Origin of the sequence: Psychroserpens mesophilus (assembly GCF_050617655.1) — a bacterium.
Taxonomy (GTDB): Bacteria; Bacteroidota; Bacteroidia; order Flavobacteriales; family Flavobacteriaceae; genus Psychroserpens; species Psychroserpens mesophilus_A.
In genome coordinates, this window is the sequence record NZ_JBODQC010000002.1 from 486,633 (window position 1) to 509,787 (window position 23,155).

Annotated in this window: 23 protein-coding genes and 1 tRNA gene; 10 read left to right on the forward strand and 14 right to left on the reverse strand. The window is 32.2% G+C overall.

Going from position 1 to position 23,155, the window contains the following annotated elements; translation table 11 throughout:
- Positions 1-65: 65 nt before the first annotated feature.
- Positions 66-647, reverse strand: a complete 582-nt coding sequence (locus tag ACRHNM_RS06475) for an HD domain-containing protein (RefSeq protein ID WP_431134859.1) — start codon at positions 645-647, stop codon at positions 66-68.
- Between the two features lie 235 nt (positions 648-882).
- On the opposite strand from ACRHNM_RS06475, the gene ACRHNM_RS06480 reads away from it, so the two are divergent.
- Positions 883-2,082 carry a hypothetical protein gene (locus ACRHNM_RS06480; protein ID WP_431134861.1) on the forward strand — a complete coding sequence of 400 codons (1,200 nt, stop codon included), beginning with the start codon at positions 883-885 and terminating at the stop codon, positions 2,080-2,082.
- 104 nt (positions 2,083-2,186) lie between these two features.
- On the opposite strand, the gene ACRHNM_RS06485 is transcribed toward ACRHNM_RS06480, so the two are convergent.
- The 4 genes from ACRHNM_RS06485 to ACRHNM_RS06500 are packed head-to-tail and all read right to left on the reverse strand — an operon-like array spanning position 2,187 to position 7,701.
- Positions 2,187-3,647: a polysaccharide biosynthesis C-terminal domain-containing protein gene (locus ACRHNM_RS06485; RefSeq protein ID WP_431134863.1), complete on the reverse strand. Its 1,461-nt coding sequence runs from the start codon at positions 3,645-3,647 to the stop codon at positions 2,187-2,189.
- 26 nt (positions 3,648-3,673) lie between these two features.
- The gene (locus tag ACRHNM_RS06490; RefSeq protein ID WP_431134865.1) at positions 3,674-4,963 is read right to left on the reverse strand and encodes a glycosyltransferase family 4 protein; all 1,290 of its coding nucleotides are present in this window, start codon (positions 4,961-4,963) and stop codon (positions 3,674-3,676) included.
- Entirely contained in the window at positions 4,950-7,391 is a 2,442-nt protein-coding gene (locus tag ACRHNM_RS06495) for a YfhO family protein (RefSeq protein WP_431134866.1), read from the reverse strand. The genes ACRHNM_RS06490 and ACRHNM_RS06495 overlap by 14 nt, the downstream gene beginning before the upstream one ends.
- A gap of 28 nt (positions 7,392-7,419) precedes the next feature.
- Entirely contained in the window at positions 7,420-7,701 is a 282-nt protein-coding gene (locus tag ACRHNM_RS06500) for a DUF4834 family protein (RefSeq protein WP_431134868.1), read from the reverse strand.
- 102 nt (positions 7,702-7,803) lie between these two features.
- Between ACRHNM_RS06500 and ACRHNM_RS06505 the strand changes: the two genes are divergently transcribed.
- The 6 genes from ACRHNM_RS06505 (at position 7,804) to ACRHNM_RS06530 (ending at position 13,438) form a co-directional block, all read left to right on the forward strand.
- Positions 7,804-8,790: a transporter gene (locus ACRHNM_RS06505; protein WP_431134870.1), complete on the forward strand. Its 987-nt coding sequence runs from the start codon at positions 7,804-7,806 to the stop codon at positions 8,788-8,790.
- 12 nt (positions 8,791-8,802) lie between these two features.
- Positions 8,803-9,924: a GTP cyclohydrolase gene (locus ACRHNM_RS06510; protein WP_431134872.1), complete on the forward strand. Its 1,122-nt coding sequence runs from the start codon at positions 8,803-8,805 to the stop codon at positions 9,922-9,924.
- Positions 9,925-10,017: 93 nt separating this feature from the next.
- Positions 10,018-10,629, forward strand: a complete 612-nt coding sequence (locus ACRHNM_RS06515) for a DUF4159 domain-containing protein (protein ID WP_431134953.1) — start codon at positions 10,018-10,020, stop codon at positions 10,627-10,629.
- An 8-nt stretch (positions 10,630-10,637) separates the two neighbouring features.
- Positions 10,638-11,141 carry a TrmH family RNA methyltransferase gene (locus ACRHNM_RS06520; RefSeq protein ID WP_431134873.1) on the forward strand — a complete coding sequence of 168 codons (504 nt, stop codon included), beginning with the start codon at positions 10,638-10,640 and terminating at the stop codon, positions 11,139-11,141.
- Positions 11,142-11,162: 21 nt separating this feature from the next.
- Entirely contained in the window at positions 11,163-12,251 is a 1,089-nt protein-coding gene (locus tag ACRHNM_RS06525) for an AI-2E family transporter (protein WP_431134874.1), read from the forward strand.
- A gap of 5 nt (positions 12,252-12,256) precedes the next feature.
- Positions 12,257-13,438: a THUMP-like domain-containing protein gene (locus ACRHNM_RS06530; protein ID WP_431134876.1), complete on the forward strand. Its 1,182-nt coding sequence runs from the start codon at positions 12,257-12,259 to the stop codon at positions 13,436-13,438.
- Here ACRHNM_RS06530 and ACRHNM_RS06535 read toward each other — a convergent pair.
- From ACRHNM_RS06535 to ACRHNM_RS06545, 3 genes are all read right to left on the reverse strand, one after another.
- Positions 13,425-13,850, reverse strand: a complete 426-nt coding sequence (locus tag ACRHNM_RS06535) for a hypothetical protein (protein WP_431134878.1) — start codon at positions 13,848-13,850, stop codon at positions 13,425-13,427. The genes ACRHNM_RS06530 and ACRHNM_RS06535 overlap by 14 nt on opposite strands.
- 186 nt (positions 13,851-14,036) lie before the next feature.
- A tRNA-Arg gene (locus ACRHNM_RS06540) sits at positions 14,037-14,110 on the reverse strand.
- 264 nt (positions 14,111-14,374) lie between these two features.
- The gene (locus ACRHNM_RS06545) at positions 14,375-14,572 is read right to left on the reverse strand and encodes a hypothetical protein (RefSeq protein ID WP_337901322.1); all 198 of its coding nucleotides are present in this window, start codon (positions 14,570-14,572) and stop codon (positions 14,375-14,377) included.
- A 220-nt stretch (positions 14,573-14,792) separates the two neighbouring features.
- Between ACRHNM_RS06545 and ACRHNM_RS06550 the strand changes: the two genes are divergently transcribed.
- Genes ACRHNM_RS06550 through ACRHNM_RS06560 form a run of 3 tightly spaced genes read left to right on the forward strand, consistent with a single transcriptional unit; the run spans position 14,793 to position 16,193 of the window.
- Positions 14,793-15,548 (forward strand): hypothetical protein, encoded by a 756-nt coding sequence (locus tag ACRHNM_RS06550; RefSeq protein ID WP_431134880.1) that lies wholly within the window; start codon positions 14,793-14,795, stop codon positions 15,546-15,548.
- A gap of 2 nt (positions 15,549-15,550) precedes the next feature.
- Entirely contained in the window at positions 15,551-15,973 is a 423-nt protein-coding gene (locus ACRHNM_RS06555; RefSeq protein WP_431134882.1) for a DUF5675 family protein, read from the forward strand.
- Positions 15,951-16,193 (forward strand): hypothetical protein, encoded by a 243-nt coding sequence (locus ACRHNM_RS06560; RefSeq protein ID WP_431134884.1) that lies wholly within the window; start codon positions 15,951-15,953, stop codon positions 16,191-16,193. Before ACRHNM_RS06555 ends, ACRHNM_RS06560 begins: the two co-directional genes overlap by 23 nt.
- An 832-nt stretch (positions 16,194-17,025) precedes the next feature.
- On the opposite strand, the gene ACRHNM_RS06565 is transcribed toward ACRHNM_RS06560, so the two are convergent.
- The 6 genes from ACRHNM_RS06565 to ACRHNM_RS06590 form a co-directional block, all read right to left on the reverse strand.
- The gene (locus tag ACRHNM_RS06565; protein ID WP_431134886.1) at positions 17,026-18,957 is read right to left on the reverse strand and encodes a hypothetical protein; all 1,932 of its coding nucleotides are present in this window, start codon (positions 18,955-18,957) and stop codon (positions 17,026-17,028) included.
- Between the two features lie 73 nt (positions 18,958-19,030).
- Entirely contained in the window at positions 19,031-20,410 is a 1,380-nt protein-coding gene (locus ACRHNM_RS06570; RefSeq protein ID WP_431134887.1) for an RNA-binding domain-containing protein, read from the reverse strand.
- 35 nt (positions 20,411-20,445) lie between these two features.
- The gene (locus ACRHNM_RS06575; RefSeq protein ID WP_431134889.1) at positions 20,446-21,108 is read right to left on the reverse strand and encodes an ATPase; all 663 of its coding nucleotides are present in this window, start codon (positions 21,106-21,108) and stop codon (positions 20,446-20,448) included.
- The gene (locus ACRHNM_RS06580; RefSeq protein WP_431134891.1) at positions 21,105-21,641 is read right to left on the reverse strand and encodes a hypothetical protein; all 537 of its coding nucleotides are present in this window, start codon (positions 21,639-21,641) and stop codon (positions 21,105-21,107) included. Before ACRHNM_RS06580 ends, ACRHNM_RS06575 begins: the two co-directional genes overlap by 4 nt.
- A gap of 148 nt (positions 21,642-21,789) precedes the next feature.
- Positions 21,790-22,068, reverse strand: coding sequence for a helix-turn-helix domain-containing protein (locus tag ACRHNM_RS06585; protein WP_431134893.1), 279 nt, complete (start codon positions 22,066-22,068; stop codon positions 21,790-21,792).
- 144 nt (positions 22,069-22,212) lie between these two features.
- Positions 22,213-23,061 carry an RteC domain-containing protein gene (locus tag ACRHNM_RS06590; protein ID WP_431134895.1) on the reverse strand — a complete coding sequence of 283 codons (849 nt, stop codon included), beginning with the start codon at positions 23,059-23,061 and terminating at the stop codon, positions 22,213-22,215.
- Positions 23,062-23,155: the final 94 nt, after the last annotated feature.

Below are 23,155 nucleotides of genomic sequence, written 5' to 3' on the forward strand. Positions count from 1 at the left end.
TTATCGCTACTTTAGTAGCATGTAGCTTTAAAATCCCAAAGTGTTTCCCCAAAACTTTGGGATTTTTATATGTTAGCTTTGAGGCTTTGAAGATTTTTCTCTTTCCTAAATGACTTATACCGTTTGCAATACTTGGTATGGTAATTATGTTTTGATAAAAATTCAATTTGCATTTGATTCCATTGGTCTCTGGTTAAATCACTATTGAAATATTTCAATTCCTGATATAACAATTCACTAACAGGTTTAAACCTTTTTGTAGCTAAATATTCTAAATCTGCATCAGCAAGAATTTGACCTAAATGATTTGTAGGATTTTGTGGTACTTTGGTTGCCATAATAGCTTCGCAAATTATATCAATATCTTCTTTTGAATAGCCGTAAGCTGATAATTGTCGTTTCGCTATTTTACAACTTTCTTTTTCATGTCCTTCCCGAATTTTAACAAACCCTAAATCATGATATAAAGCTGCAATTTTAACCAGAAGTATTTCTTTTTGAGATACATTTTCCTTTGAAGCAATATGCTCGGCTTTTTCAATAACATACAGGGTGTGATTGAGATTATGATATGTAAGATAATCAGGTAACTCATTCATCAATAAAGTCGTTACATCTTTAAATATAATATCAAATTTTTCTGCCATTGGTATCGTATCATTCGAAATATAAGTCTTTTTTTTTGTCCGACCAACCATAAGGTTTTATTAACTCTTATGGTTAAATAAATAAGAATAGCGTTTTGTACACTTAAAAAAAATAATTTATTCATTACGTAATTAAATTTACAATTAATTGATTAACAATACATTAATGATGTGTTTATTTTTTTGGCACGTTAATTGTTTACATTAATATGTAACATTTAAAACCTTTACAATTATGAAAAAATTAGTTTTATTTATGACTGTTTTATTCCTTGGAGGAACTTCAGTTTTCGCAACCAACAACATATCAAACAACTTTGATAGAGGTTATAGTAATTCTTTCATTTTTGTTGAAAATGGTATTGAATTTTCAATCTTTCCTGATGGTCAGTTCGATTTTTACATGCAAAATTACGGTCCTAACGTTAGCGTAGGCGTAAGTGCACCTGGAGTATCTATAAGTTTTAACTCTGGTTACGATTACAACCCTTATGTACAGTACGATGATTTCGGAGCTATAATACAAATTGAAAACACCCCTGTTTTTTATGATTATTATGGACGTGTTACTCAAGTTGGTAACGTAAATATTCATTATAACAACTTTGGTCGAGTTGCCAGAGTTGGAGGACTTTATGTTCACTATAACAGACACAGAGTGTTTACACATTACACTGGCTTTATCAATATTTATAATAGAGCTTATGTATATAGACCTTGGCATAACTATTATGTTATTCCTCCTGTAAATTACTGTGTGGTATATACAAGACCATACAGACAATATTACACTCCTGTAAGACATACATATTACAGACCTTACAGAGATAATTACAGACAACCTGTAAGAGTCAACAGCCGACGTAATACTGTTGCTACGACTCGCAGAAGAGGAAACAGCATCAATACAAGGTATCGTCAAGAAGCAACTGTAAGAGGTAATGACAGAACTTTATCTGGTAACATTAGAAGTAATAACAGCCGTTCACTTTCAAATAGTAATAGTATAAGACCTACTAATAGCAGAAGTTTATCTACTACTAGACGCAATAATAGCAATAGAGTTTTATCTGATAATAACAACTCAAGGAGTTCAAGCACCAGAAGTTTATCTAATACTACCAGAAGCACTAATAACAACAGCTTATCTACATCTACCAGAAAAAATAATATAAAAAGTGTTACGAGTACAAGACCAAATGTGACGAGAAGCAACACTTCTGTGTCTAATAATCAAACAAACACAAGAACTATTAAAAAAAATACGTCAATTAGAAAACCAAACACTTCTAATACTCGTATATCTAGTAACAAACGAAGCAATAACACATCAAGAGCTGTAAAACAAATAAGCAACAGAAGCTCTAAAGCTAATAAGCCTAGCACAAGAACAACACAAAACCGTTCAGGTTCAACAAATAGAAAAAGAAGATAAGTTAATAAGATTTTAAATTTTTGGTTGGTTAGTGGAATGTCCCATAAGAGTATGCCTCAAAGCACCTTGTGGGATTTTCCCATTTATTGATACTCCCAAAATACTTATTTTTTCAATCTGAAGTAATTATTGAACATGTTCGAAATATCTTCTGAAACATCAAGTTTGTAAATCAGTAATGCATATACTATACCTATTAAGGCAGATTTTAAAACAATATTGAGGTAAGCATTAAACGGAAACTCCCAAAAATAAAACGCCAGAACGCAAATTATTATCAAAATTGAAATTTTCAAAGTCTGAGCAGTAAATGGCAACATATTAAACTTTATTTTAACAAAAATAACTTTTATTGAGTTGTAGAATAAAACTGCCATTAATGTCGCTAAAGCCGATCCATCAATACCATACAAAGGAATCAAAATAATATTAAGCAAAACAGCACTTATAGCAAGTATAACTCCAAAAACAAGAACCATTCTATAATAATCACTATTAAATAATATGGCATTGTTATTTCCTAAGAGGTTATCGTATAATTTGGCAATACTTATTAAAAAAACAACTGTAATCCCACCAGAAAACTCTTTTGGAATAATGTTGTAAAGTTCATTAATATTTAGAACAATTAATAAAAAAATAAAGCCACCAATAATATATAGAGTGAGTGAACTTCGTTCGTATAAATCACTAAGTTCGCCTTTATTCTTATCGTTAATAAGTTTAGCAGTTAAAGGCATCAAAATTTGATGCATTGCTCGTTGAGGGACTGCAATGACTGTTGCAATAAACGTAGCAACACTATAATAAGCAACTTTTTCAATTTCAATATAATTATTCAACATAAATTTATCAATATCTAAAATCATAGTTGCTATAGAACCTGCAATAATTATTAAACTTGAATATTTTAATATAGCGCTTAATTTGTCAATTTTATAGAATCGAAATACAGGAAGTCTGATATAAAAGGCATTGATTAGCATGAGTAACATTCTTAAAACGTAAACACCCACTAAACCAATTAGGAACTGTTCTACATTAATCCAATTAAAATATAAAGCAAACAATAGCGTCATCACACCTACTCTATGAAATACCTCTTTCATAAAATTTCCAAATACCGTTTTCATTTGCACTTTTACCCAAGCAAAAAAGACTTCAAAATATGCCATTGCCAATGCTGTTATGAATATATACCAGAGGTAATCTTCAACAATCTCATTTTTTTGTGTTAACCAATTAGCAATTGTATCATAACTCAAATAACCTATGATACCAATTGGAATACTTATCACTAAAGGCATAAATAACATTAAAGTCATAAAACTATTTAAAGAATTCTTAGACCTGAATGTTGAATAAAATTTAATCAATGTGTTATGCACACCAAAAGCCATTAAAGGCATCATGATATTTGCTGTAGATAAGATATAAGCCACCAAACCATAATAGGTATCGCTCATAAATTCGGTGTAGAGAAATAGTGTGTTAATTGCACCAAGTCCAAAACCAAGATATGTGGTTATTGTGTTTTTAAACGACTGGTTAATGACTATTCCCATAAATTTAAAATTCTGAAAACTTAAACTTAATTCTTAAGCAAATCAGCAAGTGATTTGGTTAATACTTTTCTACTATATTGTTGCAATCCAACAGCATGTACAGATAATGAATTATTTTTATAAGCCTCAAAGTACGACAAAATCTGAGATTTCATAGCTTGCTTTTCATCGTAGTAAAAATACCGACCTGTATTGGTTGACTTCAATATGGTTTCAACATCAGAATCATTGGGCCCAACAGCTAATATTGGTGTATCTGAAACCATATATTCAAATAATTTTCCAGGAATAATCACTTTAGTATCTTCAGAATCGATTTCAATCAATAATAGCAATCGAGAACTCATTTGAGCTTTTATTGCGCTCTCATGTGATACATAACCTAAGAATTGCACATGATTAGTTAATCCATATTGCTGAAGCGTTTGCAAAATAGCATCGCTTACAACACCTATAAGTTGTAATTGAAATGCTTCTGAAAACGACGTGTTTTCCTCTACTAATTCACCTAATGCTTCCCACAATTGTTCCGGATTACGTTCTGATAATAACGAACCAATATGCGCTATAGTAAATTTTGAATCCTTCTCTGGTCGCTGTATATGATGTGAATCATAACCATTAGTTATGACAGCAATCGGTTGTTTCGTTTTTAAGGCAAATTCTTTTTTAGTATTAGAACTGGTAACGATGATTTGATCTGCAGTTTGAAGGACTTTTGATTCTAACTTTTTATGTTTTTCTGCGGAAGACTTTGTCAATTTCAACTGTTTATGGTAACCAATTGTAGTCCAGGGATCTCTAAAATCTGCAAACCACTTCATATCATGTTTCAATTTTAATTGAAGTCCGATAAGGTGCAAACTATGTGGTGGACCAGTAGTGATTATGGTCTCAATTTCATGCTTTGTGATGTATTCAGAAAGAAAAGATACAGAAGGTTTAATCCAGTTTTTTCTGGCGTCAGGAATAAAAAAATTACCTCGAACATAAAGCAGTAGTTTTTGGATTAATGTTTGTTTTTTATCCTTAGGAATAACACCCGAACTAATCTGCTTTGAGCTCTTTTTAGATAACAGATTTGCTAAGCGATAAGGTTCTTTTATGGGTTGTTTTAAGATTGTGGTATCTTCAGAAATCTCACCTTTCAAACTCTCATCTGTAATTGGATAACTTGGGTTTTCTGGACAATATACAATAGGCTCAATACCATACTCTGGAAGGTATTTTACAAATTTTAACCAACGCTGAACACCTGGACCTCCTGCAGGTGGCCAATAGTATGTGATGATGAGTGCTTTTTTATGCACTTTCATTGGTTTTGCTTTTAAACTCAAAAAACAATCCTCCAAGCAATAATAATGCAAACATTATAGAACTTGCCAAAGCAATACTACTTCCAGTGTTTACCACTTGAGGCTCAAACTTAAATTCAATTGTATGCGCTCCAGAAGGAATTTCCATGCCTCTTAAAACATAATTCACACGTTGATGAGGCACTTCTTGTCCGTCTAAAAAGGAATGCCAACCTTGACCATAATACATTTCAGAGAATACAGCAAAGCCTTCTTCTTGATTGGAAGATTTATATTTTAAATAATTTGGTTTGTGTTCTGTAAGCGTGATGCTAGCTGTAGAGTCTACCTTATATTGTTTTGTGTTTAAAACTTCAGACGTTGTAATGGCTTTAACATTTGTATTTAAACTATCTAATTTTTGTATTTCTTCATTAGCTGAATTTACTTTCTCTAAATCACTAATAAACCAAGCATTACCATTGGCATCTTCATTAGTATAAGGGAATACCTGACCTTCTTCTTCAGCAATAATATATTTGGTATTGAGCATGTTCAAGACATTCATATTATTTCTGGCAATATGAAAATCATATAATTCGTCAAAACGTTTCATTTTAGCTGCATGATATCCACTTAATGAATTATGAAAATATGCAGCTCTTGCTGGAGCTCTGCTGCCTTCTGTAGATAAATCTAGAACACGAAAATGCGCTTTATCTTTTATTATTTCTTTATCTGCAGCATTAGGTTGATAAGGCTTCGTGACTTCAATACCTGAAACAAAATTATCGTTATTGACATAACGTCGGTCAACACCAACCAAATCGAATAGTATTAATCCAGCAAACACAACAACCACTAAAGTTTCAGAAAGTTTCTTTCTTAAAAACATAAAAATTGTTCCGGCAGATAGTAACACTAAAATAAGTGTACGTAGCGTATCTTGAGTAAAAAAAGATTTTCGGTCTTCTCGTAAAGCCTCAACAAACGCTTCACCATATTGCCCGTAAACTTGTCTGTAGTAGCCATCGTTTGCTCCTACAAAATCGAAAGCACCTTTAAATACTAAGAATACTAAAGCTAATCCTCCTGCTATTAAGGCAGAAAACTTTAAAGCTTTTAACTTGTTTTCGTCTTTTTCGTATTGATTAAACAAGCGTGACAATCCGAAAATAGCCAGAACAGGAATACAAAGTTCCAATACGACCTGAATAGAACTTACTGCTCTAAATTTATTGTACAGTGGCACATAGTCGATAAAAAAGTTGGTTATAAAAGCAAAAGGCTCGCTATCTCCATACGATAAAATTAAGGATAATAAGCTTCCTCCAACTAACCACCATTTCAATCTGCCTTTTACTAAAAATAAAGCAAACACAAAAAGAAACAAAACTACTGCTCCAACATAAGCTGGTGCTTCAACAATGGTTTGATTTCCCCAATATGTTGGTGTGTGTTTAACTTCGTTTAAGGCTTCAATCGGACTTGCACCAATGTTGGTGTAAAATTTATAAGATGCAGAATCTTTACCGACATCTTCACCACTTCCACCTCCTAAAAATCTGGGAATGTATAAATTAAACGTTTCTAGAAGTCCGTAACTATATTCCGTTATATAATCTCTACTCAAGCCAGAAGTCACTTCTCTTGGAGAACCATCCGGATTAATTGTTAATTCACTTTTACCACGTGTGCTTTCTTTTACATATTCTTGAGTTGCTAAAACGTTAGTGGCATTCAAAGCCACAGAAAGTATGGCTGCAACGACCAATATACCAACCGATTTAAAAAAATGAGGTAATCGCTTTTTTCTGTAGGCATCGATAAGGTATGCGATTCCTAAAACGATAACCAGCAACATTAAATAGTAAGTCATCTGAAAATGGTTGGCACATATTTCAAGTCCTAGTGCAACCGTTGTTAATAAGAATCCTAAAATGTATTTTTTACGGAATGTGAGCACAATTCCACTAAGCACCAAAGGCATGTAAGCTATGGCATGAGCTTTACTATTATGACCTACACCAAGTATGATAATGAGATAAGTTGAAAAGCCAAAAGCCAAGGCTCCTAATGCAGCCAGTTTATATTCAACCTTTAATATAACAAGAAGCACATAAAATCCTAAAAAATAAAGAAATAGATAGTCTGCAGGTCTTGGCAAAAACCGAAGTGACAAATCCAGTTTTTTAATATAATTATGTGGATATTTTGCACCTAATTGATAGGTTGGCATGCCTCCAAATGCACTGTTGGTCCAATAGGTTTCTTCTCCCGTTTGAGCTCTAAAATCTTTCTGTTGCTGAGCCATCCCAATATAGTGCTTAATATCACTTTGAAAGATTTGCTTTCCTTTCAATACAGGACTAAAATAAGCTAAAGAAATAACCACAAAACCAATAAGTACTAATAGGTGTGGAAGAATTTTTTTGAAAGATAAAGGCATGGATTCAAATTATCAATGAGGTCGAAATTTACTCAATTTCTTCGTAATCTACATACTCACCTACACTTTTATCTGAACTTTTATGTTGCTTTGGTACTTTATCTATAACTGTTTCACCTTCCTTTTGTTTAGGATTTTGATGTTGTTGCTCTTGTTGAAACTGCTCACCAAATTTTTGCTGCATCTTTTTAGACATATATCGCACAAGATATGGTGCAAAAAGACGTGATAAAATCTTTATACCGTAATATACCAGGAGTATAATTAAAATTGTTCTTAAAAAACCCACGAATGATGCTGTTTGTAACATAAATAGATATTTAAACAAAAATACAATTATAAGCATTTAAAAACAGTTATTAATACTTAAAAAAAATATAAAATCTCTATATTTGACTTAAATCAGAAGCCTATGAATTTAATCAAAGTATCACTTACAATACTACTCGTTTTTGTATCTCAATTCGGTTTTGCTCAATACACCGAAGTTATTAATTCTAACAGACCTGGAGTGTCTAGAAGCGCATTTTCTGTAGGTACAAATGTTGCCCAATTAGAAGTCGGGCCTTACATCATTAAAGAAGAACACACACCATTGAAATATGAAGTATCAGGTTTTGGAGTTGATTTTGCAGCTCGTTATGGATTGCTTTTTGAAGAATTAGAACTCAACATAGAAGGTATTTATCAAAATGACACCTGGACAGACAATAGAGGTCTTGTAGCTTTTGAAGAAAAGCGTTCTAATTTTAAAAACTTCGCTATTGGCGCAAAGTATCTCGTATATGATCCTTATAAAAATGCTGAAGAAGAAAAACCAAACTTATATAGTTATCATGCTAACAGATCTTTTAAATGGAAATCATTGATTCCTGCAGTAGCGGTATATGCAGGTGCAAATTTTGACACTAAAAACAACCCATATTTACCTCTCGACGTAGAAGGTTTCAGCCCTAAAGTTATGATTGCTACTCAGAATAATTTTTCTGGTGGTTGGGTCTTTATTATGAATTTAATAAAAGATAGAATTGGAACGGATTTTTCTGAATTTCAATATATATTAACACTTACACATTCTTTTAATCCACAATGGGTTATTTTTGCTGAAACTCAAGGTATTAAAAGTGATTTTTATGCTGACAATTTATTTCGTTTTGGTGGTGCTTATTTATGGAGCAAAGACTTTCAGTTAGATACAGCATTAACCTTAAACACAAAAGATACGCCTTCTGTATTTAGTGTGAATTTTGGATTGTCGTATCGTTTGGATTTCCATAAAGACAAAGAAACCGACAATGGAAACTCTAAAAAAGATGCTGACAAAAGAAAACCCAAAAACAAAAAAAGTAAAAAGAAGAAAAAAAATGATGTTGATTTTGATGACGATGGAAGTCTTTAATTTAATGTATTTATGATTACTGTTAAAGAAATTCTTTCTAAAAAAGACTTAAAACAATTTGTTAAGTTTCCTTTTAAACTTTACAAAGATTCAAAATATTGGGTACCTCCAATTATTAATCAAGAATTACAAACATTTAATAAAAAAAAGAATCCTATTTTTCAAGACGCTGAGGCTCGTTTTTTTCTTGCTTATAAGGATAACGCTATTGTAGGTCGTGTTGCTGCCATTATTAATTGGTTGGAAGTAGACGGACAAAACCAAAAGAAAATGCGTTTTGGCTGGTTCGATTTTATTGATGATTTAGAGGTTTCAAAAGCATTACTCAAAGAAGTTGAAAGCATTGGCAAATCAAATAATTTAGACTACATTGAAGGTCCTGTCGGATTTTCAAACTTAGATAAAGTTGGTGTTGTAACTGAAGGATTTGATGCTATTGCGCCTATGGTTACCTGGTACAACCATCCATATTACGTTAAGCACTATGAAGCTTTAGGCTATCAAGTTGAAAAAGTATATATCGAAAGTAGATTTCCTTTTGAAAATGTAAAACCTGAATTTTTTGTAAAAGCCCAAGAATTAATTAAACGTCGTTACAGTTTAAAAGCCTTGAAATTTACAAAAACGGAAGACGTCATGCCTTATGCAGACAAAATGTTTGATTTATTTAATGAAAGTTATGCTTCGCTATCTTCTTTTGTAAAGATTACTGACATTCAGAAAGCGTATTTTAAAAAGAAATTCATAAGCTTTATAAATCCTGAATATATCAAATTTGTTGTCGATAAAAATGACAAACTTATAGGTTTTGCGATCGTCATGCCAGCGTTTTCCAAAGCATTACAAAAAGCTAATGGTAAATTATTTCCTTTTGGATTTAGACATATTTTGAATGCGAAAAAAAACAGTAAAGATGCTATTTTCTATCTTATAGGAATTCACCCAGAATATCAAAACAAGGGTGTTCACGCAGTAATTTTTAATGAATATTATGAAATATTTAAAGAAAAAGGTATTGAAACCTGCTACCGCACTCCAGAACTAGAAGACAATGAGGCCATAAAAAAAATATGGAAACATTTTGACCCTGTTGTTTTCAGACGTAGAAAAACATTTAGAAAAAACCTTAATTAAAGTTAAAAGCGCGTATTAATAGTAGTTATTTTTTATTTTTGAAATATGTCAAAGCTTCATAAAACTTTATACCTGTCTATAGTTGTGTTAGGCATGATTAATTTTAATTCTAATGCCCAAGATTTAGCTATTGTTAAATATAAAGGTGGAGGTGATTGGTACAGTAACCCAACAGCTTTACCAAATTTAATTAATTATTGCAATACCAATATTAATACCAAAATCAACCCTAAACCAGAAACTGTTGACGTTGGTAGTATAGACATTTTTCAGTTTCCATTGCTTCACATGACAGGTCATGGCAATGTTTTTTTTAGCGATGAAGATGCTGAAAACTTAAGAAACTACTTAATTTCTGGTGGTTTCCTTCATATTGATGATAATTATGGCATGGAACCTTATATCACAAAGGAATTAAAAAAAGTCTTTCCAAATCAAGACTTGATAGAATTACCTGTAACTCACGAAATTTTCAATATTGCATATCCTTTTTCTGAGGGTTTGCCAAAAATTCATGAACACGATGGTAAACGACCTCAGGCTTTTGGTTTGTTTCACGAAAGTAGATTGGTATTGCTGTTTACTTTTGAAAGTGATTTAGGTGATGGATGGGAAGATCCAGAGGTTCATAATGATCCACCAGGTGTTAGAGAAAAAGCTCTTAAAATGGGAGCGAATATTGTTAAATATGCGTTTGAGAATTAGTTGTAATCATGAAACAACTTGACCACTACTCTAATTCGTTTAAAAAAAGAAGATTTCCTATTACTTTAATTGGTGAGAATGTAACAAACGCACCTAATGTTGGTAGTTTATTTAGAACTGCTGATGCCTTTGGAGTTGAAAAATTAATCCTCTGTGGAAATCATATCCCTTTAGGTCGTAAAATGACCAAAACATCCCGATCTACCGAAAAGGTTGTTGATTACGAAATTTCCACTAATAGTCATGAAACGATAAGCTCTTATAAGAACCAAGGTTATCAAATTATCGCATTAGAAATAACCGAAACAAGTAAACCCCTAAATACTTATCAGTTTTCTAACAAACACCCAATTGCACTTATTATAGGTGATGAGAATTTTGGTGTTTCTGAAGGTGTTTTGAATTTGTGTAACGACATTGTTCATGTAGAAATGTATGGTCAAAATAGTAGTATGAATGTAGTTCATGCAACATCTGTGACTTTATATGAAATTACCAAGCAATTCTTGTAACAGTTTTTATATCTTTAAATCATGAATTCAAAAATCATTGCAAACGGCATATTAAGAGCATGCGCTGTCCTTTTAGGCATTTGTTTGGTCCTCTATTTTTTATACGAAGTTCAATCTGTAATTGTATACATTGCTATAGCTGCTGTGATTTCTCTTGTTGGAAGACCACTTGTATTGTTTTTAAGACGTAGACTCAAGTTCAATAATACTGTGGCAGTAATCATTACTATGATTATATTTATTGGTTTACTGCTCGGACTTATAAGAATGTTTATTCCCTTAGTTGTTGAGCAAGGTCAAAATTTATCGCTCTTAGACATCGATGAGTTACAACAAAGCGCTGAAAACCTTTACTCTGAAATTACTGCTCATTTTGGTTTGAGCAAAGTTGATGTTGAGCAATCTATAAAAGACTCTGGAATGCTCTCAAAATTAGATTATTCTATTCTTCCCAATTTTTTAAACTCGTTCATTGGCGGTTTGGGAGAATCTATCATTGGTCTGTTTTCAGTATTATTTATCTCGTTTTTTTTCCTAAAAGATAGTCGCCTTTTTGAAAATGGAATATTAACGTTTGTACCTGAATCTAAAGAATCTCGATGGAAAAAATCCTCAGGATCAATTAAAGACTTACTATCGAGGTATTTTGTCGGTCTCATTTTTCAAATTCTTATTCTATTTGTCATTTATACAATTGTGCTACTTGCATTTGGAATTGATAATGCCGTAGTTATTGCATTTTTATGTGCCTTACTTAATTTAATACCTTATGTAGGACCATTAATAAGCGGTTTATTGATGCTGGTATTAACCATGTCCAGTAATTTAGGAGAACATTTTAATGATGTGATTTTACCAAAAACCATATATGTGATGATTGGGTTTATAGTTGCTCAATTGGTAGACAATTTTTTCAGTCAACCATTTATTTTCTCTAAAAGTGTAAAGTCACATCCACTCGAGATTTTTTTAGTTATTATTATTGCCGGATTGCTATTCGGAATTGTAGGAATGATAGTGGCTGTACCAGCTTATACTTCTATAAAAGTTATACTAAAAGAATTTCTTTCAGAAAATAAAGTAGTTAAAAAACTAACCAAAGACCTCTAATAAAATTGAATCACAACATTTTTCATACTGAGGTTCAAACGTATATTAATTCACATCTTAGTGAAGACATCACCAAACTACTTTTAAAAGGAAATGATGTACGAGGTGTAGACATCAAAGCAATTGTTGAACACATTGAAGCCAAACGAAAAAGCAAATCTAAATTACCAACATGGTTTCAAACTGAAGGCATCTATTTTCCGAATAAACTTAACATTGAACAAACCTCTTCTGAACTCACTGCGAGATATAAATCTGAATTAATTTCAGGAAACCAAATTATTGATATTACTGGTGGATTTGGAGTTGACGCTTACTACTTTTCAAAACAATTTTCTAAAGTAATTCACTGTGAAATAAATCAAGAACTTTCTCACATTGTAGCTCATAATGCTGAAGTTCTACAAACTCACACCATCGATTTTGTTTCAGCAGACGGAATAGAATGGTTAAAACATAGTGATAAAACTTTTGATTGGATATATATCGATCCATCAAGAAGGCATGATGAGAAAGGAAAAGTTTTCTTTCTTGAAGACTGTTTACCAAACATTCCTCAGAATCTAGATTTTCTGTTTTCAAAAACCAAACAAATTATGATTAAAACCTCTCCTTTATTAGATTTAACTATTGGGTTAGAGGAATTAAAACATGTGGAATCCATACACATTGTTTCAGTAAAAAATGAAGTCAAAGAGTTATTATGGATTCTAAACAAAGAGCATTCAGGTAATGTCAAAGTATGCACAGTTAACCTTGTAAACGATAAACAAGAAAAATTCAGTTTTGATTTAAGCGAAGAAGAACACTCAAATCCAACTTACCGTAAACCACTTTCGTTTTTATATGAACCAAATGTCGCTATATATAAATCTGGAGCCTTCAAACTTGTGTCATCAAAACTAAAAGTTCACAAACTACATAGCAATAGCCATCTTTATACATCTGAAGAACTTATACCATTTCCTGGAAGACGGTTTATAATAGATAAAATCATTCCCTATAACAAACAACTCATAAAAAAAGAGAAGTTTGTCAAAGCAAATATTACAACCAGAAACTTTCCTGAAACAGTTCTGAATATTCGAAAAAAACTTAAAATAAAAGAAGGAGGTAATGTCTACCTTTTCTTTACTACAAACGTTTTAAACGAAAAAATAGTTCTAAAATGCTCTAAAGTTGATTAGGCACATCGGTATCAAGCTGATTGTTTTCGTCAATTTCAACTTCATAAATCATACAGTTTCCCATATCAATCCTTATCTCTTTAATAGAAGTCGAAGTGCTCACGATAAATGTAGTAACTCCATCAGGAAATGACAAAACTGTTGATGTGTCACCTACTGGTACTCCATATGCATGAGTCATTAAAAGTCCGAATTGATCAAACACTTCAAAATCTGCTGCCAACAAACTATTATTAGTTAATACTGCTTGTGGATCTTGACCACTACAAACCTCATCAGGCTCATCTAATGCAGCGATTTGCTCTTGAAGGACTAAAGATTCTTCTTGTGAATTTTCTGTTGATTCAACAGAACAATTATAACATGTTGAAACTACAATTGCGTAAGCAATTGCTTTAAGTAGGTTTTTCATTGGTTTGGGGTTTAATGAAAATTATAAAGCAAATGTAGGTTAAATAATTTTAAAAACGCGTAAAAACATCGTTTAAATGTTTTGTTTATTCGATGAAATACACAGTTCAAAACAAAATATCGACGAAAAACACTAATTGATCGATTAAAAACAAAAAAGACCTAGCGTTTCTGCTAAGTCTTTTTGTGAGCCCGATAGGATTCGAACCTATGACCGCCTCCTTAGAAGGGAGGTGCTCTATCCAGCTGAGCTACGAGCCCGTAACTCAATATTCAAAATTAAATTATTTTGAATATTTTACATTAATTAGTCGGAGTGGCAGGACGACTGACCGTTCTGCGTTTCCCTTTATTTATAAGGACTTTAAAAGTTGAGATTTTTAGCACTCACCGAATCACTCAACTATTAATAAGAACTTTTTGCTTGTGATTGCTTTTCTAAAGCGGTTGCAAATATAAAACGCTTTATGTTACAATACAACCTAAATTTAAACAAATTTTATGAGGATTGAAAGTAATTTGTAACTATTTGATATACTGAATGACCTCTTCCATTTCTATACCAGAATACTCTGAAAACTCCTTGACGGTAACAAATTGATGAGGTTCTTTATCAAAGTAATTTCTAATGTCTTGAAGCAGTTTACGCCCATATCGCTCACTTCTGCCTGTAATAAGCTGAATGTCCTTTGGGTATATGCAAACTCGTTTATTCGGGGCCATAATACTCTATCTATACTTAATCCATACTTAAAATATACTTCATTCTTATATGATGGTGATGGTGATGCGTTGTTAAAATGTTGACAACCCGATAGGGTTATCAATATTTTAATGACGTTTTTGTACTTATCGGAATGGATGTACAAAAACGGAATTTCATTTTTTACAACCTGCCATAAAGTTAGTTGATTTGACCTATTAATCAAAAAAACGAATTATTATGGCAAGACAAACCGGAATTATTAAACTGAAAGGAACTATCGGTGGTATTTCCTTTTACAAAACGACTGATGGCCATTTAGCGCGCGAAAAAGGCGGTGTTGATGGCAATCGTATTGCAAACGATCCTGCGTTTCAAAGAACGCGTGAAAATGGGTCTGAATTTGGACGCGCTGGTAAAGGTGGTAAACTTCTTCGAAATGCTATTCGTATTCTCTTGCAAAATGCTAAAGATAAACGTGTAACAAGTCGATTAACAAAGGATCTCTTGGCTATCATTAAAACTGATGCCGTTAATGAGAGAGGGTTGAGAACTTTAACTGATGGTGATTTTAACTTATTATCAGGTTTTGAGTTCAACCTCAACGGAAAGTTAGGAACAACTTTATTTGCTCCATTTGTGAATGCATTTGACCGTGTTACAGGTGAAGCTACTTTAGACCTTGCTCCATTTTCTCCAACTTTGAGAATTGCAGCTCCAACGGGAACTACACATTTTAAAATGGTTATGGGTGCTTCTGAATTAGATTTTGAAAATGAAACTTCAACATTTGAAAATGATGAAACTGCAATTTTACCTTATTCTGCTGCTGACACAGCTGCAATTGCTTTATCAGCAACAGTAACAGCAAACTCTACAGTTGATGTTGTTCAAGTGTTGGGTATTGAGTTTTATCAAGAGGTAAACGGACAAATGTATGCACTTAAGAACGGTGCTTACAATGCTTTAGCTGTTGTTATTGTAGATACTCCATAATTATGGAATTAGTGCTGCATAGAGCTTATTTTAAAGAGGGTACCAATGGTACTCTCTTTAATTCTGATAGATTCCTTTGTCATACTATCGAATTGCCCTGGAACAATAATAGACGAAACATTTCCTGTATTCCTGAAGATACTTATGAAGTTGAACCACGATTTTCCAAAAGGTTTAAGCATCATTTGATTTTGAAGGATGTAAAAGGTAGAAGTTTCATTTTGTTTCATCCTGCCAATGATGCCTTAAAAGAGCTGCAAGGGTGTATTGCTCCAGTAACGTATTTGAGTGGCATAGGAAAGGGCATTTACTCTAAAAATGCTATGCAAAAACTGTTGTCTTTGGTGTATCAAGCTAAAGACCGAAAAGAACAAATTTTATTAACCATTAAATCACAGAATTATGAACATTGTAGAACGCTATAAAAAACCAACTCCAAAATTCTTTAAAACTTTACGCAATATCGGTATCGCCTTGGCTACTGCAGGTGGTGCCATCATAGCTGCACCTATTTCGATGCCTGCCATTGTGGTAACTATTGCTACTTATATGACTGTTGCCGGAACTGTGGCCACCGCAGTAAGTCAAGCTGTAGTTACTGATGATGAAAACACAGAAACTGATGCGGTTGACGATGGACTATAACACCAAATCTGCCATTGTTGGTGGTACTTTCTTTTCTTCAATAGCTAATATTGGTGTTGAAGATTTGATTACTACCGTTGTTTTGGCTGTTGTTGGTGCTATTGTTAGTTTCTTTGTTTCCCTACTGCTTAAAAAGTTGATTACTTTTCTCGGGGCAAAGTGCCGTAGGTGGAAGTGATTATTGATGTTTAGCGGCTGGAAAGATAAATAAAGGGCATTTTCTAAAAATGCTCTTTTTTTATGCGCGGTGTTGAGGTGGGTAAATGAAAAGAGCGATTCCCTGATAAGGGATTGAGCGAATGAAATGCATCCTACCGCAGACACTTGGCAAACATTAATAATTGCTGTAACCTACACAGCTGAAATGGGTGGTGGGGAAAAGTGGCAAAGTTGTGTGTTCTACACTTCAATTCAAGTTCGGATGTGAGCGTGGGGATAGCGGATATTTAGTTCGCATCATTTCTATTGTTTTAGAGGTGCTCATGAATATCGACTGTTAAATTATAGTTCCTATTTGAGGGCATAGGCTAGCCGATATTTTACATAATGGCGTTATAACTACAGCTTTGGTGATGTGGTGGGTGTAGCGGCTGCTATTATAACAGACCGTTATGTAAACATAGCTTTGGGTAGTTTTTGGTGTGAGCGTTGGGAACAGCTCTTTGCTTTTTTGCTTATCCGATGATTATAAATAACACTTTAAGCAAAACAAGCAATGTGCTGTGTGAGCGTTGGAAGCCAAAAACTACAAGCGCGTTGGCAAGCGGAACAAACCAAAAGACAGAGGATTTTGAGGAACGAGAAAACTGGGTTTTGGTTTGTGGGGGAAAAATCAGATGTGGTTTGCTGTGTTTTCCAATTTTAAATCTTCATTTATTTTATGTATTGCCAATATTAATAGCTTCAATAAAATATAGTAATCTCTTTCGTGTTCATCAACTGATTTAGAATTACTCCCGTGAAGATACTTGTTTCTCAAATCTAAACCATTTGTAAACTCCTTTTTGTTTAAGTAATAATTAAAATACCGTCTTTCTTCTTCAGTAAATAAGCTATTATCAAAAACTATCAAATTATTTGCCTTCATCAATAGTACTTCACTTCTAATATTTTCAGGATAATACCAATAATTTAATACGCCTTGATAATGTAAAACACTTATTATATGAACTAAATTCTTATTATAAATTTTAACATAACCATCGCTATTTACAGATAGCATTTTCTTTGAAATTAAATAATCAATTTCTGGGGTTTGATAGCCCTTAAAATCAGAATATAAAACATTTTCTTTAGTCAATAACTCGTATAAATTTTTGTGTTTACTCTTGAATTTTTCTGTATAAAACAGTGAAGATTGATCAGAAAAGAAATCATATTTTAGCCTTAAAAAGTCATCACCTTTTCCATATACATATTTTTGTTCAATCTTGCTTTTTAATTTACTATAATATAGAGGTTCAGAACTAAATTCAAGTAGTTCAAAATCAATACTATTGTTCTCTACATAAGACTGGTACTGCTTTATCAAAAACTCTAACTCTGGTGCTAAACTTCTAATCTTTTCTTCATAAGAGGTCTCTTTTGTTGGAAACTTTATTCTTAAACCATTGACAGGAAAAATTTGATTTAAATACTCGTTAACAACATAGTTTAAGGAATCCTCTATATAAATATTATGACTTTCTAGATACTTGGCGTATGATATTATTTGCAGATGAGAAGTCAAACTTTGTCTATGAAAGCTAAAACTAATATGATACTCGTTTTTTGAACGCATTAATATTTTCTCAAATGTATCTACTTCACTTTCTTTATAGACCAAATCAATACAACCTTGAAAGTTTATGAAATTGAATAAGTGATTGAAATTTTTATAAATACCAATAAAGCTTTTAGTGGTATTTAGATAATCCTCACTGTAAGTATAAATCAATCTCCTATTATCCTTATCAAAAAAAATGTTGCTTGGTTCTTTTTGGTCTTTTGAAATTGAAACACCAACCCCTTGACTCAAAACATTACTATTCTTAAACGCTTCATCATTTAGCTGTTTTGCTTTTTTCTTTGCTAACAGTTTTGTTTTATTGGATAGCTTAACAGTTTTTGAATTTTCTATTAGTTTGATGTAATTTATATTTGCTTCGGGATAATTAATGTAAGCTATAATTAAATTTTCTTTATCTAAATCATTTAAAGAATTGGGAAAGTATAATATTTCTTTTTCTCGCTCTTTGGCTTCTTCATAATAAGACAACAATATTTCTGCTGATATGGTATTGTTAATGAGAAAGTTTCTGACTTTTTGAGAAAAGAAATTTACTATCTTTTGTTGTTTTAAAAGTGGTCTGATACTAAAACGATTACTTTTAGTAATTTCTTCAAACACTTGTTTGTCTATTTTTTTATAAACATTGAGCTTATTGGTTATAGCCCAAAATGAATCATAAAATCCATAATCAACTTCTTCAAATAAACTTAATATGTTTTTATTTTCGATGCTATTTATCCAAAATTGTTTTGTAGCTTCTAAAAGTATTAATGCTTTTAATGTATAGTTTTCTTTCTCATTTGCTGACCAGCTTAATAAGAATAAATCATTCTCAAAGTATACATTAATTTCGTAAAACTCTATAAAATCATTGATTGAGTAATTACTTCCTTCTTTATAAGCATTTAAAACCTTTTCGGCTTCTTTTAACTGATGTCCACTAGCCATATCGCTTTTAGAATAAAACTTTACTCGATTGCGGTCTTTTCCCATCTTAATCCTTTTATCTCAATAATTTAATTAGGAATATGTAGGTTTACATTTTCTACCCACCTTTCTACCCACTTTAAGGAAGTATGTAATTAATTTTCCAATGGCCTCCTTTTGCACTACCAACTCTTTCTAGAAGGCTTAAATCTTTAAGAGCATCAAGATTATTATCAATAGCAGTAGCACTTAAGCCAATTTTTCCTTCAAGTTCTCTTTTAGAAACTTTACTGTTTTCGTGAATAGCTTTAATAATATTAACTCTATTATCAGTGAGATTATCTACCCACTTATCTACCCACTTATTAAAATCAAAAGATCTTCTAACGGTTACAGTAAATATGCCTTCAGTATTAAATTCAGGTTCGGTTAAATCAGCTTCAAGCATTAGGTTTCTCATTCTGCTAATACCAGAACCTATTTGTTCAACCATTCTAATTCTTTCAAATAAACCAAATACTAAAGGGTTTCTACTTAAACTCCTTTTACCAAATTCATTTTTAGGAATACCACTAATTAAACCTCCAGGATTAGATATTTCAACTCTATCATTAAATATCTCAATAGTAATACGAGCTCCTTTATCGTAATAATCCCTATGAGCTAAAGCATTAATTATAGCTTCTTTGAAAACTGTCTCTGGAATTTCCCAAATTTCTTTTCTAGGTTTGGAACCAGATCCTTCAATATCATAACGTACATCTAACTTTTTCTTTAACCAAGACATTGATTGCAAATATTGATTGTATAATGAGCCTGTCATTACTTTATCATCTTCAATAAAACGCTTGTCAACTCCATCAAAGGCTATACAACGTATTACGGCTTTTTCGAAAAACTGTTCAGGGTTTTCAGCAAAGAATAAAGCAGCACCATTTTTTAAGAACCCTTCTTTTGTAATTAGTTTAAGATTATTAAAAACTTGTTCATTTGAAACTGTAGTACCCAGTCCTGCTAATACTCTAAATTGGTTAATATTATCATCAAGAATATCTTGACTTATATCAATTGACTTACAAGGCGCTTCATCAAAATAAATTTTATCTGCTTGCTGAAAAAAATCTCTCATTTCTTCAACGGTAGTCAATTTTTGTGAATTTGGACCTTGACGGACATAAATTGCTCCTGATAATACATAGGGCTTGTTGTCACCGGAAGGAATTTCAATAACTACAATATCTTTCGCATCAACATTTACAGTATAAACTTCACAATGTAACACAGGTGATATTTCATTTATTGAGTTTTGAAGTGCAGAACGTTTCGTATTATTAAAAACAACACCTTGAACAACATTGCTATCGTCCACACCTAAAAGAAGTGTACCTCCTGATGCATTGGCAAAAGCACAAATTTCTTCGGTAACCTCTTTTACTTTGCTTGGAATACTTTTTTTAAATTCTAAATTATACCCTTCGCCAGAAGCAATAAGTGATTTGATATTTTCTTTGTTTAACATAACAACAAATCTATAAAAATCATTCTTAAGTATTTTCAAATTCTCTTATCCTTACTTTCTTTATCAAAAGCAATCAAATTGAAGAGTTGCCGCATTCTTGAACGTACTCTATTACCATACCTTTCTTCTAATTCTTGTGCGTTTAGATTTGTGGTTGCGTGGGTTCTAATTTTTCGCTGAAGAAATAAATCGTAACGCGATAAAAGTATTTCTCCCATTACATTACAATCCTTTCCAAAATGCCTTCCGGTTGTTTCTACTCCTAAATCATCAAAACAATAAAAACTACTGTTGCCATATTCTTGGATAGTTTTGTACCCAATGTTATTGAAAGCAAACGTTATGTTTCTTGCTGGAATAACTTCATACGGTTTATGATGTGGAACGATATGCCTTAACAATTTCATTAAACTGGTTTTGCCACAGCCTACTGGACCAGATAACAGGATGCCTTTATTTGGATCTATATTTTGTTTTTCGCAAGCTTCAAAATCACGAATGAAATAAATGCAAAGTTTGTACAACACAACCTCATCTTCTTCATATATTTTGAAGTTTTTGCCAAATAGCAACTCTCCTTTAGCATCGAGGTAAATGAGTATGCTTTTGAAATCGTATTGAATACAATTGTCTTTTAACTCGCCAAGTTTGTATTGCACTCCTTTTTCTACAATGATATGTGGTTGCTCATTTTTCATAAAGGTTCGTTGTAGTTTTTATTTTTAGTTGTCTTAAGGTTGTCCGAATTTGGGACACTGCTATTTTGTTTTAAATCATCTTCAGAATCGTTAAAATCTGAATTTTTTAAATTTTTCTGTTTATTACTGTTTATGTTTTCTATAGTTTGTATATGTTTATATATAGGTACCAGTGCTTGTCCACTGCTTGTCTCGATTTGAGTAGAGTTGTGTCCCACTACTTGTCCAGTACTTGTCCCAAATTTGAACATCTTAATTTTACTGCCTCTATACGGATTGTGAGATGGAAAATACACAATATATTTCCAATGGTTTAATTCCTTGATGCATCTGTGATAAGTAGATTTTGAACCTATTTTAGACAGTTGCATAACCTCATCACGGTTTATAAAAAACTCTTCTAAAAATCGGTTTAAATTCCACAACTGAAATAAGGCTATGTATAAGCTTATGTGAGTTGGATTTAAACGGTTGTCTTTTGAGAATTGGTTGAAAACTGCGTTAAGGTGTTTGATATAATTTATTTCTTGCATAAGTTGACTTCTCGATACAATTTTGTGATACAAAATCACTCGAAGTGACGTTACTTTTCATTTTTATGAGATACTGAAACAACCTTTTCGACTGCGCTCAAGGTGACAGTTTAAGTTAGCATTAATGAGATTCCCGCCTTCTCGGGAATTAAAACTTATTATGGATACGGTTTTCTTCCATTACTTTTAGGATTTCTTCGTAGTCGTAATAGATAACACCACCAACTTTAGTGTAGGGTAGTGTGCCATTGATACGCAAATTTTGTAATGTTCCTGGTGAGATGCTTAAAAGGTCTCTTACTTCTGGTGATTTCAACCATTTTTTAGGTGCTAAACCTGATTGATGGTTAATGATTGCTTTGATGTCTTCCAGTAATTCTTCTTTAAATTCTCGTAGGTCTTCGGTAGTAATAATTGTTGCTGCCATAGTAAAGTTTTAAGTTAAATAGCTACCGCCTCGAACTCTCATTCTCGGCAGCAGCTATTAATGTGATTTGACTTTCGTTTGGCAAATATGAAGTGAATTGGTAAGCTTTATTCACAACGGGGATTGTGTTGTGAACGATTTTACCTAAATCCCTTCATCGGTATCTTCCATTCGTTTTAGTAATCCTTTATTTAATGTGGTAAGGAATTTTGCTCTATCGGCTTTCCGAGTCCTAATTTCAAGGAATGTACGACGGTATTGCCCTAAATCTATTTCAAAAATATGTTCAAAATATTCTGCAATATCTTTTAAATCAGCAGCACCATTATTAAAGACACCTTCTGTGTGTAATGCATAAACCAGCTCAATTAAGGCTACTTTTGGGCTTGTCCAAATCATTTTCAAGTTCGGTTTGCGTTGTGATTTTTCGCCATTGTCTTTACTACCAATTAATACTAAATTATTTTCTAAATACAATTGAATTAAATCGTTTGCCAATATTTTGGCCACTTTATAATCGTGCGATGTTGAGAAACTTGTATCTGCTTCGAAATAGTAACTATCTAAAGACATCTTAATATCAAACCTACTACGCAGGAAATATTTATGGTCTAAATAGGTGCTTCTTGAACGGTAATATCTATAAAACTCTAGCTCATTATCAAAAAATGCTTTTAGCTTAACTAATTCATTATTGTAATATTTTTTTACTATTCTATTACCTCCATTTGGTTTCTTCATTTCGATTTTAAAAATCGTGTTATAGTAAATGAGTTTAGAGGTAAATTGTGGCTTTATTTCTTTAAAGAACTTAATTTCTTCAGCATCTGTCTTGAACTTTGTTTTTTGTACTACAATCTTTAATGCTTTGATGGTTTTTAAAATGACTTCAATTGCACGTTCACAACGTGTGGATTCATTGTCTATTTCTAAATTTATAAAGCTTAATTGATCGTTAAGATTAGTTAGTAGGCTGTTTATTTTTGAACTCAAATAGTTTTATTTTCATTAAACTTATTTAATGTTTCTACCCTCTTTTACTGCTACCAACTCATGTGAAACAATAAATTCAAGGGTATTTTTAAAT